General features: G+C 64.1%; 10 protein-coding genes. All 10 read left to right on the plus strand.

Annotated elements, in window-relative coordinates; genetic code table 11:
- The first annotated feature begins 34 nt into the window (after window positions 1-34).
- On the plus strand, window positions 35-1,204 hold the full coding sequence (locus tag BFE01S_RS00005; RefSeq protein WP_042336916.1) for a tetratricopeptide repeat protein: 1,170 nt from the start codon (window positions 35-37) through the stop codon (window positions 1,202-1,204).
- A 229-nt stretch (window positions 1,205-1,433) separates the two neighbouring features.
- Entirely contained in the window at window positions 1,434-2,009 is a 576-nt protein-coding gene (locus BFE01S_RS00010) for a helix-turn-helix domain-containing protein (RefSeq protein WP_028223813.1), read from the plus strand.
- Window positions 2,010-2,422: 413 nt separating this feature from the next.
- Window positions 2,423-5,161 (plus strand): TonB-dependent receptor, encoded by a 2,739-nt coding sequence (locus BFE01S_RS00015; RefSeq protein WP_028223814.1) that lies wholly within the window; start codon window positions 2,423-2,425, stop codon window positions 5,159-5,161.
- Between the two features lie 241 nt (window positions 5,162-5,402).
- A complete protein-coding gene (locus BFE01S_RS00020; RefSeq protein ID WP_245620995.1) occupies window positions 5,403-7,262 on the plus strand; it encodes an extracellular solute-binding protein in 1,860 nt (619 codons plus the stop codon).
- A 62-nt stretch (window positions 7,263-7,324) separates the two neighbouring features.
- Complete coding sequence (locus tag BFE01S_RS00025; RefSeq protein ID WP_028223816.1) at window positions 7,325-9,250, plus strand: extracellular solute-binding protein; 1,926 nt, start codon at window positions 7,325-7,327, stop codon at window positions 9,248-9,250.
- Window positions 9,251-9,266: 16 nt separating this feature from the next.
- Window positions 9,267-10,319, plus strand: coding sequence for a microcin C ABC transporter permease YejB (locus tag BFE01S_RS00030; RefSeq protein ID WP_028223817.1), 1,053 nt, complete (start codon window positions 9,267-9,269; stop codon window positions 10,317-10,319).
- Window positions 10,273-11,388 carry an ABC transporter permease gene (locus BFE01S_RS00035; protein WP_028223818.1) on the plus strand — a complete coding sequence of 372 codons (1,116 nt, stop codon included), beginning with the start codon at window positions 10,273-10,275 and terminating at the stop codon, window positions 11,386-11,388. The genes BFE01S_RS00030 and BFE01S_RS00035 overlap by 47 nt, the downstream gene beginning before the upstream one ends.
- A complete protein-coding gene (locus BFE01S_RS00040; RefSeq protein WP_028223819.1) occupies window positions 11,388-13,019 on the plus strand; it encodes an ABC transporter ATP-binding protein in 1,632 nt (543 codons plus the stop codon). The genes BFE01S_RS00035 and BFE01S_RS00040 overlap by 1 nt, the downstream gene beginning before the upstream one ends.
- Window positions 13,016-14,452: a TldD/PmbA family protein gene (locus BFE01S_RS00045; protein WP_028223820.1), complete on the plus strand. Its 1,437-nt coding sequence runs from the start codon at window positions 13,016-13,018 to the stop codon at window positions 14,450-14,452. Before BFE01S_RS00040 ends, BFE01S_RS00045 begins: the two co-directional genes overlap by 4 nt.
- Window positions 14,452-15,819, plus strand: a complete 1,368-nt coding sequence (locus BFE01S_RS00050) for a TldD/PmbA family protein (RefSeq protein ID WP_028223821.1) — start codon at window positions 14,452-14,454, stop codon at window positions 15,817-15,819. Before BFE01S_RS00045 ends, BFE01S_RS00050 begins: the two co-directional genes overlap by 1 nt.
- Window positions 15,820-15,840: the final 21 nt, after the last annotated feature.

Raw genomic sequence — 15,840 nt, forward strand, 5'->3', positions numbered from 1 at the left:
CCTTCCTGATCGTTTGAAGAAAGCCGCGCTTGCGCTGGCCGTGAGCGGGTTCTCGGCGCTGGCCGTGCTGCCCGTGGCAGCGCACGCGGCGGACGCACTGCGCCCGGACGTGGCCAGGCCGCTGAACGACGCGCAGACGCTGTACCGCGCACACCGCTACCAGGACGCGCTCGCGAAGATCGCGCAGGCTGCGGCCGTGCCGAACAAGACGCCGTACGAGACCTACATGGTCGAGGAAATGCGCGGCGCCGCGGCCATGGCGGCGGGCGACAACGGCGTGGCGGCTCAGGCCTACGAGTCGCTGCTCTCGGGCGGCCAGCTCAAGGGTGCCGACGAGCAGCAGACCACGGCCGCGCTGGCCGGCATCTACTTCCAGCAGAAGAACTACGCGCAAGCGATTCGCGTGGCGCAGCGCTATCAGAAGGCGGGCGGCACGGACCCGCAGATGGCGACGCTGCTGGTCGAGTCGTACTACCTTTCGGGCGACTACGCGAGCGCCACGCGTCTCTTGAACGCGAGCGTCGATGCGCAGGTGCGTGCGGGCCGCGCGCCCGACGAAGCGCAGCTTCAACTGCTCGGCACCTGCGCGCAGCACGCGAACGATCAGACCGCCTATCGCGGCGCGCTCGAAAAGCTGGTGGCGTATCACCCGAAGCAGTCGTACTGGGATGACCTCCTGCATTCGATCAAGAGCAAGCCGGGCTACCTGGGCGCGCTCGACGTGGACACGTACCGTCTGCGCCGCGCAACCGGTTCGCTCACGAGCGCCGACGACTACATGGAGATGACGCAGCTCGCGATCGTTGCCGGCTCCACGGCCGAAGGCAAGCAGATCATCGATCAGGGCTTCTCCTCGGGCGTGCTGGGCCACGACGCGCAGACCGATCGCGAGAAACGCCTCCAGGCGCTCGCGGACAAGCGCGCGCAATCGACCACGGACCAGAACGGCAACACGGTTGCCCCGTTCGATGCCGCGTTCAACCAGGTGTTCGCGGGCCAGGCCAAAGCAGGCCTCGCAACCATGGAAGCGCTCATCGCGAAGGGCGGCCTGCCTCACCCGGATCTCGCGCAACTGCGTCTGGGCGAGGGGTACTACTTCGCCGGGCAGAAGGCGCGCGCGGTTCAGGTATTCAAGACCGTGAAGGGCACCGACGGCAGTGCGGACCTCGCCCAGTTGTGGATTCTGGTGGCATCGAAGTCGTAATGCCGGGTGGCGGGCGGCAGGCATAGCCGCTCGCCGCTACCGAAGGCAGGGTGGTAGACCACAATCTAGAGTAAGGAGTCCAAATCGACTGGGTGCGAATAACCGGTCCCAGGATTTCCGTCAAGAGACATCTGGTTCCGGTGCGCGAAAGCGAGGGGCAGTGTGTCTTCTTTGAGGAAAACAATTTGGCAATATCAAACTAATTTTGACGCGTGGTTTCTGGCTTGCTATGGTTTCGCCACTCGATAACAAGGCAGTTGTAGCAGCAACGATCGGCAGCAGGATTCGGGCGCTGCGCCAGCGGCTGCGGCGCACCCTGCAGGAAACGGCCACGATGGCGGGGATTTCGAAGCCGTTTCTATCTCAGGTGGAGCGAGGACACGCCACGCCTTCGATCGCGACGCTTTCGGGCATCGCCAGGGCGCTGGGCGTCACCGTGCAGTATTTCGTCGAAAACCAGGACAAGGCGCAGGCCGTATCCCGGGGCGACATGCTGAAATTTTTCGGTTTCGCCGGGTCGGCCAACCAGTTTGGCCGGCTCACCAACTCGGGGGCGAACCGGCTGCTCGAGGCGCATCTCGTACGGATGCCCGCGGGCGAAGCGGCATCGGAAGTCGCGACTTCCGCCGTGGAAGAGTTCATGTACGTCATGAGCGGCGAAGTGCAGCTCAAGCTGGAAGGTAAGACATTCGTGTTGCAGGCGGGTGACACGGCGCACTACGAATCGTCGGTGCCGCACGAATGGGTCAATACGGCCGACGAGGAAAGTGTGTTTGTCTGGGTCGGCACGCCAAAGCTGTTATGAGCGGTGCAGGGGGCGGTCCGGGGCAGGTTCCGGATGCCGTAGTTCAGTAGTGCGAATGAAAATGTAAGGTAAGGCATTCCGGGCGGAAAGGTCGTAAAGACGTGGTCGAGGCTCAACAGGGGCCGCCCGGGAGACGTATAAGCAAACGTCGGTTCGAGGGATGATGCAATCCGGTTGTAAGAACGTGAAGTGAATGAGTAGTCCGATTCGAATAGATGTTTGTGTGATGCACCGTGTCGTCGATGTTGCACGGACGAAAGACGTTCCGCAGCGCATGGATCGGCCGGAGGCGGATCCACCTCAGCAAAAAAGGGCGCGGCGCGACAGCGTCGTCAAATCTGGCAGCGGGGTTCACGAGACCTTGCTTCGCATAAACCGAAGTGGGCGTGACTGACGAGTGAGAAGGGGAAAAAGTGAAACAAAGGGTACTGGCGCTAGCCATTCGAAGAATAATCTGGGCTGAAGTAGCCTTGTCCGCGGCCATTGCCGCACCAGCGTTCGCGCAGAGCCAGCCGGCTGCAGGTGGCGGCGCGGCGACACCGGCGGCGCCTGCGGCGATCACCACGGCGCAGGCCGACACGGGTGCTGCGGGCGCAACTGCAGGCACGGCCGGCAACGCGAATGCCGGCGCGGCGGCTGCGACGAGCGACAAGAACGTCAAGAAGCTGCAGGCGTTCCAGGTGACGGGCTCGCTGATCCGCCAGGCGGACAAGACCGGGTTCAACCAGGTCCAGGTCATCAATTCGAAGCAGATTCAGGATTCGGGTGCGAAGGACGTATCCGACTACATGCGCCAGATCTCTGCCAACTCGGCTAATAGCTGGGGCGAATCGACGTCGGACAGCTTCGCTGCCGGCGGTTCGGGTATCGCACTGCGCGGCCTGAGCGAAAAGTACACGCTGGTGCTCGTCGATGGGCAACGTGTCGCGCCGTTCGCATTCGCGGTCAACGGCACCGACCAGTTCTTCGACCTGAACACGCTTCCGCTGGACATCGTCGACCGCATCGAAGTCGTGAAGACCGGTGCCGTGTCGCAGTACGGTTCGGACGCTATCGGTGGTGTGGTCAACATCATCACGAAGCATAACTTCCAGGGCCTGCAGCTCGACGGCAGCTACGGCGGCGCCACTCAAGGCGGCGCGGGCACGACCAAGTTCGGCATTCTCGGCGGCTTCGGCAACCTGACGTCGGACGGTTTCAACGTCACCGCGACGGCGAGCTACTACAAGTCGAATGGCTACACGCTTGCCGATCGCGACACGACCGAGAATCAGGACTTCAGCAACAAGCCGTTTGGCGGCAGCAACCAGCAGCCGTCTTACCTCCTGAACCCGACCACGGGTTTCGCCACGCCCTACGGCTGCACGAATTCCGTACCGTACGGCAACAGCATCATTGCCACGCAGCAGAGCAACGGTGCGATTAGCGGCGGCAACGTGTGTCTGAAGAACGTGGCTCAAGACGTGTCGATCGAGCCGATGACCGAGCGTCTGAACGCCAAGGTCCACGCCGACTTCAAGATCAACGACCAGACGACGGCATACGCCGACATCTGGGAAAGCAACAACACGACCACGGTCAACGATGGTCCTGTCGTCATCAACAACGGCACGACGTACAACCCGGCCACGAATACCGTCAGCCCGAAGATCTTCACGGTGCCGGGCAGCAATCCGTACAACACGACTGGCATCGACCAGGAGCTGTTTGGTTTCTTTCCGACCACGTACAGCTCCACCACCGATGCGAACTTCTGGCGCGCTGCGACGGGCGTGAAGGGCACCTTCTCGACCTACAATCGCGACTTCGACTGGAATGTGGGGTACACGCATTCCATGAGTACGGTGAGCAACACGTACGGCAGCGTGATCAACGCGCCCGCGCTGCAGGCCGCGCTGAATGACGGCTCGATCAACTATGTGAATCCGGCGGCTACGCCGACCGCGCTTCAAAGCGTCCTGACGACCGCGAACAATCTCGGCATTTCCAAGCTCGACGCTCTCGACGCCACGCTCTCGACGCCGAATCTGTTCCATCTGCCGACGGGCGACATCGGCGCGGGTCTCGGTGCGCAGTTCGCGCACGAAAGCGAGTTGATCGAGGAAGGCGCGAACTACGTTAATGGTACTGTGTTCAGCCCGAACCTGCAGGAAGTGGCCGGCGAGCGCAACGTGGCCGCCGTGTACTATCAGGTCGACATTCCGCTGATCAGCAAGATGCTGACCTTCAGCCAGTCGGGCCGCTACGACCACTACAGCGACTTCGGTGGTGCGTTCTCGCCGCGCTTCGCCCTGCGTTTCCAGCCGATCCAGCAGATCACGACCTACGCTTCGTATAGCCGCGGCTTCCGCGCGCCGGAATTCCTCGAGAATACGAATTCGTCGAACATCGGTATCATGGCGATCGGCCCGAACGGCCAGGACGAAAACGTCATCACGAAGGGCAATCCAGATCTGGCTCCGGAGCGCACAAAGAACTACAACATCGGCTTCGAGCTTTCGCCGACGCGTAACACCGACGTAGGCTTCGACTGGTACAAGATTCACGTCGACAATGCCATCGGCACGCAGCTCGACCCGTCGGCTACGGTGTACAACCCGGACGGCTCGATCGGGTACATGGTCAACCAGTATGCGAACCTGGGTTCGTTCGATACCGACGGCTTCGAAGCGACGTTCGCGCAATCGCTGCCGACGAAGATCGGTACGTTCAAGCTGACAACCGACTGGGCGTACGTATGGCACTTCAAGATGAACGGCATTGGCGGCCTCGCTTCGACGGTTGACGGCGCCGGTAATGACCTGACGCTGGCACAGCCGTTCGGCGGTTCGTTCCCGCGCTGGAAGGGCAACACGGATCTGTCGTGGAACTTCCACCACTGGAATGCGGATCTGGAGTGGCAGTACACGGGCCCGTACTCCAACGCACTGGGTCTGAACTACTCGACGGCTTCGTATAGCGTGTTCAACCTGAACGTCGCCTACACCGGCTTCAAGCACTGGACGCTCTACGGCGGCATCAACAACATCTTCAACAAGGCGCCTCCGTACGATCCGATCTGGACCGGCCAGATCGACCAGACCGGTTACGACCAGTCGCTGTACACGTACATGGGTCGCTACCTGCAAGCTGGCGCCACCTACAAGTTCTGATGGCCTGACGCTTAAAGCCTGAAGAACGAGACCGCTCCGGCCTTTCGTCCCGAAAGACGGAGCGGTTTTTTTAACCACGGATTTTCTTCAAGACGTATTCAGACGGTTCGGTATTTCGGCTGGATGGGAAGAAAAGTGCCTTGGCCACAAGCCTCGTCACCGAGTTAGAGCGATGAAGCTACAAGTGATGCTCCAGCCTTCGCAGGCGCTTGCTGAAATAATTGCGCAATGGCGTGCCGCCATGCGCATGGCCGCCGGCGTGGCGGCGCTCGTGACGCTCGCGCTGCCCGCTCATGCAGCGCCGGCAATCGCCCAGTACGACCAGCCCAAATACCCAACCGGCTTCACGCATTTCGACTATGCGGATCCGGACGCGCCGGATTCCGGCACCCTCACGTTTCCGAACTACAACCAGCTGCAAAGCTACGACTCGCTCAATCCCTTTCTGCTGCGCGGCGCGCCCGCACCGGACATCCAGAACCTGATGTTCGACACGCTCATGCAGCGCAGCTGGGATGAACTGGCCTCCGAATACCCGCTGATTGCCGACGACGTGGAAGTGGCGCCCGACCTGAGCTCGGCGACCTTCCACATCAACCCGGCCGCGCGTTTCTCCAACGGCGACCCCGTCACGGCCGCCGACGTCAAGTATTCCTTCGATATCCTGAAGAGCCCGCAGGCGTCGCCGATGTTCAACTCGCAGTTCTCGGTGTTGAAGAGCGCGACGGTGATCGACCGCATGACGGTGCGCTTCGACTTCAACCGCAAGGAACGCGACGCACCGCTGATCGCGGGCGACCTGCCGGTGTTCTCGCCGAAGTGGGGCATGCGTGCCGACGGCACGCGTCCGTCGTTCGACCAGATTTCGAACGTGCCGCCGATTGCGAGCGGCCCGTACCTGATCGAGCAGCGCAAGAACGACAAGCAGATCACCTATCGCCGCAACCCGGACTACTGGGCGGCGAACCTGCCTTCGCGCCGCGGCATGTTTCGCTTTTCGCGCATCACGTTCCTGCTGTATGCCGACATCTACACCACGCTCGAAGCGTTCAAGGCCGGCGACGTGGACCTGAACGTGGAGTACAGCGCGACGCAATGGGCGCGCAAATACGTGGGCAAGAACTTCCGCAACGGCATGTTGAAGAAGGGCGAATTCCCCGACGGTCCCGCGCAGATGCAGGGGCTCGTCATCAACATGCGCAGGCCGATGTTCCAGGACATCCGCGTGCGCCGCGCGCTCGGACTCGCGTTCGACTACGACTGGATGAACCGCATGATGTTCTACGGTCAGTACCGGCGTAACGAGAGCTACTTCGACGCGAGCCCGTTCGCGGCAACCGGCATGCCGAGCGCGAAGGAACTGGCGCTGCTCGAACCGTACCGCTCCGAAGTGCCGGCCGCCGTGTTCGGGCCGATGATCCAGCAGCCCAGCACGCTGCCGCCCAACTCGCTGCGCTCGAATCTGCGCGAAGCGCGCGATCTGCTCGAACAGGCCGGCTGGCACTACCGCGACGGCGCGCTGCGCGACGCGAACGGCACGCCCATGTCGGTCGAGATTCTCGACGACGAGCCGGGCATGGACCGCCTCTATCTGCCCTATATGCAGGCGCTCAACCTGATCGGCATTCACACGACGTTCCGCGAGATCGATGCGGCGCTCTATCAGAAGCGTATCGACAATTTCGACTACGACCTGACGACCTATCTGTATCCGCCGGTGACCATTCCGGGCGCCGAACTGGTGCGCCGCTTCGGCAGCGCGGCGGCGTCGCAGGTTGGTTCGGAGAACTATCCGGGCATCAAGTCGAAGGCCGTGGACGGTTTGATCCAGGACGTGCTCAAGGCGGGCACGCTCGACGATCTGGAGTCGGCAACCCGGGCGCTGGACCGCGTGCTGATCAACTCGTACTACATGGTGCCGGAGTACTATGCGCCCAATACGCGCGTGGGCTACAAAACCGGTTACAGCCATCCGGCCGTGGTGCCCACTTCCTACCAGGATGTGGACTGGCTGATCGACTACTGGTACGACGCGCGCGCGCACGGCGCCGCGGGCGTGGAGACTGCCGCGGCTGCGCGCCCGGCCAGTGCGGCTCAATGAGTGGCTCAAGGAGCGGTTTGATGAGCGGCTCGGTGAATAAACAGGAACCGATGAGGAATCTGATGAAGCGACGCTTGCCGTCCCTGGCGCCCGCAGCCCGCGAAATCGGGCAGCAGTTGCGCGCGGCGGCCCTTGTTCCCGCCGTGGCGGCAGTGGCGTTCTGCCTGTTCGGCACGTTCGCCGCTCCAGTGCAGGCGCGGCCCTCGATCGCCCAGTACGACCAGCCGAAGTATCCGGACAATTTCACGCATTTCGATTACGCGAACCCGAACGCACCCGATACCGGCAAGCTGAACTTCGAAAACTACAGCGAGCTGCAAAGCTACGATTCGCTCAATCCGTTCCTCGTGCGCGGCGCGCCGGCACCGGACATCCAGAATCTGATGTTCGACACGCTGATGCAGCGCAGCTGGGACGAACTGGCTTCCGAATATCCGCTGATTGCCGACGACGTGGAAGTGGCGCCCGACCTGAGCTCGGCGACCTTCCACATCAACCCGGCCGCACGCTTTTCGAACGGCGACCCGATCACGGCCGCAGACGTCAAGTACTCCTTCGATACTCTCGCGAGCCCGCAGGCCTCGCCGCTCTTCAACACGCAGTTCTCGGTCATCAAGAGCGCGACGGTGATCGACCGCCTCACGATCCGCTTCGACTTCAGCCGCAAGGAACGCGATGCGCCGCTGATCGCGGGCGACCTGCCGGTGTTCTCGCCGAAGTGGGGCATGCGCGCCGACGGCACGCGCCCGCCGTTCGACCAGATTTCCAACGTGCCGCCCATCGCGAGCGGCCCGTACCTGATCGAGCGGCGCAAGAACGACAAGCAGATGACCTACCGCCGCAACCCGAACTACTGGGCGGCGAACCTGCCTTCGCGGCGCGGCATGTACCGCTTCCAGGAGGTGGAATTCAAGCTTTACACGGACCACTACACGGCGCTGGAAGCCTTCAAGGCCGGCGACGTCGATGCGCGCATGGAATACTATTCGATGCTGTGGGCGCGCAAGTACGTGGGCAAGAATTTCCGCAACGGCATGCTGGCGAAGGCGACCTTCCCGGACGGCCCCGCGCAGATGCAGGGCCTGTTCTTCAACCTGCGCGAGCCGAAGTTCCAGGACCCGCGAGTGCGCAAGGCGCTCACGCTCGGGTTCGACTACGACTGGATGAACCGGATGCTGCTGTACGGTCAATACCGGCGCACCAACAGCTATTTCGACGCGAGCCCGTTCAAGGCAACCGGCATGCCGAGCGAGAAGGAACTGGCATTGCTCGATCCGTACCGCAAGGATCTGCCGCCGGCCGTGTTCGGCCCGATGATCCAGCAGCCCAGCACGCTGCCGCCGAATTCGCTGCGGGCCAACCTGCGCGAAGCGCGCGACCTGCTCTCGCAGGCCGGCTGGCACTATCGCGACGGCGCGCTGCGCGACGCCAATGGCACGCCGTTCACGGTGGAGATTCTCGACGACCAGCCGGGCATGGACCGTCTCTGCCTGCCGTATCTGCAGGCGCTTTCGCTGCTCGGCATCCAGACGAGTTTCCGCGAGGTGGACAGCGCGCTCTACGAGAAGCGGCTCGACAATTTTCAGTACGACATGACGACCTATATCTACTCGCCGGTCACGATTCCGGGCGCGGAGCTGCTGCGCCGCTTCGGCAGCGCGGCGGCGGATCAGGTCGGTTCGGAGAACTATCCGGGCATCAAGTCGAAAGCCGTGGACGGCCTGATCCAGGACGTGCTCAAGGCCAATACGCTCGACGACCTGGAAACGGCCACGCATGCACTCGACCGCGTGCTGATCAACGAGTACCTGGTCGTGCCCGAGTACTACCTGCCCAACGCGCGCATCGGCTACAAGACCACGCTGGGTCATCCGCAAACCGTGCCGATGTCCTACCAGTACGAGGACTGGATCATCGACTACTGGTATGTGAAGTCGCCGCAGCAACAGGCCGCGAATGCCGCGGCAGCCAGTTCCGCATCACACTGAGCAACGAGGATCACCCATGTTCGCTTACATACTCCGACGATTGATGCTGATGGTGCCGACATTGATCGGCGTCGTCACGCTGACTTTCGTCGTCACGCAGTTCGTGCCGGGCGGCCCGGTGGAGCAGATGGTGACGCAGTTGCGCCACGGCGCGAGCCGCGGCGGCGAAACCGGCAGCGGGGGCGGCGGCTATCACGGCAGCCAGGGCGTGGACCCGCAGCAGATCGAGCAGATCAAGAAGCAGTTCGGCTTCGACAAGCCGCCGCTCACGCGTTACCTCCTGATGCTCAAGAACTACGCCACGTTCGATCTGGGCCAGTCGTACTACCAGCACGACAGCGTCTGGAACGTGATCCGCTCGAAGCTGCCCGTCTCCATCACGCTGGGCTTGTGGACGGTGTTGCTCACCTACCTCATAGCGGTGCCGCTAGGCATCGCCAAAGCGGTGCGCAACGGGTCGCGGTTCGACACCATCACGAGCGCCCTCGTGCTGGTGGGCTACGCGATACCGGGCTTCGTGCTGGGCGTGCTGCTGCTGATGCTGTTTGGCGGCGGCACGTTCTGGCAGCTCTTTCCGATGCGCGGCCTCACGTCCGATAACTTCGACGACCTGAGCACGATCGGCAAGGTGCTGGATTACCTCTGGCACATCGTGCTGCCGGTGACGGCCTCGGTGGTCGGCAACTTCGCCATCGTCACGATCCTCACCAAGAACACCTTTCTCGAAGAGATCGGGCGCCAGTACGTGCTCACCGCGCGTGCGAAGGGGGCGCCCGAACGCGACGTGCTCTGGAAGCACGTGCTGCGCAATGCCGCGATTCCGCTCTTGACGGGTCTGCCCGCAGCATTCGTCGGAGCGTTCCTGAACGGCAACCTGCTGATCGAAACGTTGTTCTCGCTGGACGGCATGGGCCAGCTTTCCTACGACTCGGTGATCCGCCGCGATTACCCCGTCGTGCTCGGATCGCTGTTCCTGTTCACGCTGATCGGCCTTATCACCAAACTCATCGCTGACGTCTGCTATGTCCTCGTCGACCCCCGCATCCAATTCAACCGCCTGGACCACTGAGGCGTCGGCGGCCACGGCACCGGTGGCCTCGGTCTCTCCCTGGCGTCGTACGTGGCTGCGCTTCAAGGCGCAGCGGCTCGGCTACTGGAGCCTCATCCTCTTCACGGGCCTGTTCGTCATCAGCCTGCTCGGCGAAGTGCTGGCCAACGACCGTCCGCTTCTCGTGCGGTACGACGGCCACTACTACTTCCCGATCGTGAAGGAGTACCCGGAAACGCTCTTTGGCGGCGACTTCCCGGCGAAGACGAACTACCTCGATCCGTACATCCGCGATCGGCTTTCGGCGGGCAGCAACTTTGCGATCTACCCGCCGAACCACTTCCATTACGACACGATCGACTACTTCGCCACGCAGCCTTTCCCGGCGCCGCCGTCGTCCACCAACTGGCTCGGTACGGACCAGTTCGGGCGCGACGTGCTGTCCCGGCTGCTGTACGGCTTCCGTCTTTCGGTGCTGATGGCCATGGCGCTCACCGTGTCGGGCGTGCTGGTGGGCGTGCTCACGGGGGCGATACAAGGCTTCTATGGGGGGCGTACCGACCTGATCGGGCAGCGGCTGATCGAAATCTGGGCCTCCATGCCCGATCTGTATCTGCTCATCATTTTCGCCTCGATCTTCGAGCCCACCTTGTGGCTGCTCTTCATCCTGCTGTCGATGTTCGGCTGGCTCGTGCTTTCCGACTACGTGCGCGCCGAGTTCCTGCGCAATCGTTCGCTCGACTACGTGAAGGCCGCGCGCACGATGGGGCTTTCGAACTGGCAGATCATGTGGCGGCATATCCTGCCCAATAGCCTGACGCCGGTGATCACCTTCCTGCCGTTCCGCATGAGCGCGGCGATTCTCTCGCTCACGAGCCTCGACTTCCTGGGGCTGGGCGTGCCGCCGCCGACGCCGAGTCTTGGCGAGCTGCTGCAGGAGGGCAAGAACAATCTCGACGCATGGTGGATTTCGATTTCGGCATTTGCGGCGCTCGTCATTACGCTGCTGCTGCTGACCTTCATGGGCGATGCGCTGCGTAACGCGCTCGACACGCGCTCGAAGGGCTCGGCATTCGGAGGGGGCAAGTAATGAGCAGCACGTTGCTGGAAATCGACCGCTTCTCGGTTCGCTTCGGCGAAAAGGTGGCGGTGCAGGAACTGAGCCTGTCGATGCAGCGCGGCGAGCGCGTGGCGCTCGTCGGCGAATCGGGCTCGGGCAAGAGCGTGACGGCGCTCTCCATTCTCCGCCTGGTCGACCAGGCGAAGCTCTCCGGCCGCATGCTGTTCGACGGCGAAGACCTGCTGCAGAAAACCGAGCAGCAGATGCGCGGCATTCGCGGCGCCGCTATCGCCATGGTGTTTCAGGAGCCGATGACGGCCCTGAATCCGCTCTACACGATCGGCAAGCAGATTGCCGAAAGCCTGCGCCTGCACGAGGGCCTGCGGCCCAACGAAGCGCGGGCGCGCGGCATCGAACTGCTGCGGCGCACGGGCATTCCCGAGCCGGAGCGCCGCATCGACAGCTTCCCGCACCAGCTTTCGGGCGGCCAGCGCCAGCGCGCGATGATCGCCATGGCGCTCGCGTGCCGTCCGCGTTTGCTGCTCGCCGACGAACCCACGACGGCGCTCGACGTGACGGTGCGCCAGCAGATCGTCGATCTGCTGATCGAACTGCAGGAGCAGGAAGCCGCCGATCGCGGCATGGCCGTGCTGCTGATCACGCACGACCTGAATCTCGTGCGCCGCTTCGCGCAGCGCGTGGCGGTGATGGAGAAGGGCGTGCTCGTGGAAACCAACACCACGGAAGCGCTGTTTTCGAATCCTCAGCACCCCTACACGCAGCGGCTGCTCGACAGCGAGCCGAAGCGCGCGGTGGACCCGGTCGAGCCGGACGCGCGCCGCATTCTGGACGTGAAGGGCGTGGCCGTGGACTACCACACGGCCGGCAAGGGCTGGCGCTCGCTTTTCGGCGGCACGAAGTTCCGCGCCGTGCACGAAGCGGATCTGAGCCTGCGCCGTGGCGAGACGCTCGGGATCGTGGGCGAATCGGGTTCGGGAAAATCGACGCTGGCGTTCACCGTGCTCGGTTTGAACCGGCCGGCACAGGGCGAGATCCTGATCGACGGCTTGCCGCTTTCGACGCTGCGCAATCCCAAGTCGCGGCGCGATCTGTATTCGCGCATGCAGGTGGTGTTCCAGGATCCGTTCGGTTCACTCTCGCCGCGCATGACGGTGGAGCAGATCATCGGCGAAGGGCTCGTTGTACACCGGCCGGAGATCGACGCGGCGGCGCGCCGTGCGCGCATCGGCTCGCTGCTCGAAGAAGTGGGGTTGCCGGTGGAATCGATGCTGCGCTACCCCCACGAATTCTCGGGCGGCCAGCGCCAGCGCATTGCCATTGCGCGTGCGCTCGCGGTGGAGCCCGAGCTGATGGTGCTGGACGAGCCCACGAGCGCGCTGGACGTTTCGATCCAGAAGCAGGTGCTCGCACTCCTGACGAATCTGCAGAAGAAGTACAAGCTGAGCTACCTGTTCATCACGCACGACCTGGCCGTGATGCGCGCCATGGCGCATCGCGTGATCGTGATGAAGGCAGGCCGCATCGTCGAGCAGGGCGATACGCTCGACGTGCTGCACGCGCCCACGCATCCCTATACGCAGGCGCTGCTCGCCTCTTCGATGGCGCAGGGTCCCGCTGAGATTTCGGAGAAACTCGCATGATCGACGAGCGCTGGGCGAGCGCAGCGAAGGCGCTCAAGAGCAGTGCCGACTTCTGGTCGCTGCGCGTGGTGGACGAGCAGATCGACGACCACGAAGTGCGCAACGATGTCGTACAGCCGCTGCGCACGGTGCACGAGCGCGGCGCGATGCTGACCGCCTGGGCAGGCGCCGGCGCGGGCTATGCGGCCACGGCCGACCTCAGCGCGGCGGGGCTGCAGCGCGCGCTCGACATTGCCACCGCGCGTGCGCAGGCGAGTGCGGCATACTCGCTGATCGACCATCGCAAGATTGCCCGCCCATCGGGCAGCGGCCGCTACGCTTCGCCGAACGCCGACGCGCCGCTTCTCACGCGCCGCGAATGGCTCGAACGCCTCTCGCACGAAAGCGCGGCGGCGAAGCTGGACGCGCGCATCGTGGAGCGCGTGGCCAGCATGCACATCGCGCAGGCGGACCAGCTCTACCTCACGAGCGACGGCGTGCGCATCGAACAGCGCTTTCGCTTTCTGATGCCGCAACTGAGCGTTGCGGCGCACGCCAGCGGCGACACGCAGGTGCGCACGCTGGGCGGCAACTACGGCACGCTCGCGCAGGGCGGGCTCGAAATTCTCGCGCGCTACGGCTTCGAAGGCTCGGGCGCGCGCGTGGCCGACGAGGCGCTGCAACTGCTTGCCGCGCCCAACTGCCCCTCGGGCAAGCGCGACCTGCTGCTGATGCCGGACCAGATGATGCTGCAGATTCACGAGTCGATCGGCCATCCGCTCGAACTCGACCGCATCCTCGGCGACGAGCGCAATTTCGCGGGCTGGAGCTTCGTGAAGCCGGAGATGTTCGGCAGCTACCAGTACGGCTCCGAACTGCTGAACGTGACGTTCGATCCCACGCTGCGCGAAGAGGCCGCCACCTATGCCTGGGACGACGACGGCAGTGCGGCGACGAAGCAATACCTGATCCGCGACGGCGTACTGGAGCGGCCGCTGGGCGGTGCGCTTTCGCAGCAGCGCGCGGGCCTGCCGGGCGTGGCGAACTCGCGCGCCTCGAACTGGAACCGTCCGCCCATCGACCGCATGGCGAACCTCAACATCGAACCGGGCAGCCAGACGCTGGATGCGATGATCGCCAATATCGAGCACGGCATCCTGATGTCCACGAACACGTCCTGGTCCATCGACGACCACCGCAACAAGTTCCAGTTCGGCTGCGAGTACGGCCGCCTGATCGAAAACGGCAAGCTCACGCAGGTCGTCAAGCATCCTAACTATCGCGGCATTTCGGCGAGCTTCTGGCGCAGCCTCTCTGCCGTGGGCGACGCGGGCACGCGCGAGGTGTTCGGCACGCCCATGTGCGGCAAGGGCGAACCGGCCCAGGTCATACGCGTGGGGCACGCCTCGCCCGCCTGCGTGTTCAGCAACATCGACGTATTCGGAGGCGCCTGATGAACGACGCGCTCTTCACGCGGGCCGGGTCGCCTGCGCGGGTTGACTGGCACACGCACTTCACGACGCTTGCCGGGGCCATCGACCGCCTGGTGCAGCCGGGCGAAACGGCGCTCACGTCGTTCGCGGGCGAACAGTCGGACTTCATTCGCTTCAACGGCGGCAAGGTGCGCCAGACGGGCCAGGTTTCGCAGGGCCGCCTCACGCTGCGCCTGATCGACGGCGCACGCCAGGCGTATTCCACGCTCGACATTTGCGGCGACGCGGACCAGGACCTGCGCGAAGTGGGCGCGACGCTGGAGACGCTGCGCGCGGGTCTGCGCGATGCCCCCGACGATCCGCACCTGCTTTACGACACCACCTCGTGGCAGCGCTCCACGCGCCGCACGGGCCGTCTGCGCGACCCGCACGCACTCGTGCAGGTGGTGGCCGAGTGCGCGCACGGCCTCGATTTCGTGGGCTTCTACGCGGGCGGCATGCTCGCGCGCGGCTTCGCCTCCACGCGCGGCAGCCGCGGCTGGTACGAAGTGGAGAGCTTCAACTTCAGCTGGTCGCTCTATCACCCGGGCGGCCGCGCGATCAAGACGACCTACGCAGGCGACAACTGGGACGACGCCGTTTTCGCCCGCAAAGTGCAGGAGGCCGCAGCGCGTCTGCCCGTGCTCGCGCTCGCACCGCGTGCGCTCGGGCCGGGCCGCTATCGCGCATGGCTCGCGCCCGCCGCGCTCGAAAACCTGCTGGGCGTGACTGCGTGGAGCGGTTTTTCCGCGCGCGCGCAGGCGTCGTCGCTGAGTTCGCTGTACCGGCTGCACGCCGGCGAGGTGGCGCTTGACCCGCGCGTGTCGCTGACGGAAGATCTCGACCTCGGCATCGCTTGCGCATTCAATGAGGATGGCTATCTTCGCGAGAGCGTGCCGCTGATACGCGAGGGGCGCAGCGCCGGGCAGTTGACGAACGCACGCACCGCGCGGGAGTACGGCCTTGCGCCCAACGGTGCGCCGGCGAGCGAGGCGCCTTCGTCGCTTGCCATGGCGGGCGGCGATCTGGCCGAGGCGGATGTGCTTGCGGCGCTCGGCACCGGTCTCTATGTCGGCAACCTCTGGTACGTGAATTACTCGGACCGCATGAGTTGCCGCCTGACCGGCATGACGCGCTTCGCGACGTTCTGGGTGGAAGAGGGACGTATTGTGGCGCCGGTCGATGCAATGCGTTTCGACGACAGTCTGTATGGCCTCCTGGGCGAGAAGCTGGAGCGTGTGGGCGCGCAGCCCGAACTGCTCCTCTCCGACAGCTCGTGGGGCGAGCGCGCAACGGGCGGCATGAAACTGCCGGGCGTGCTCGTCAGGGAGTTCGAACTGACGCTTTAAGGCGTCCTCCCCCTCACGGGC

It is taken from the genome of Paraburkholderia ferrariae NBRC 106233 (genome assembly GCF_000685035.1).
GTDB lineage: Bacteria > Pseudomonadota > Gammaproteobacteria > Burkholderiales > Burkholderiaceae > Paraburkholderia > Paraburkholderia ferrariae.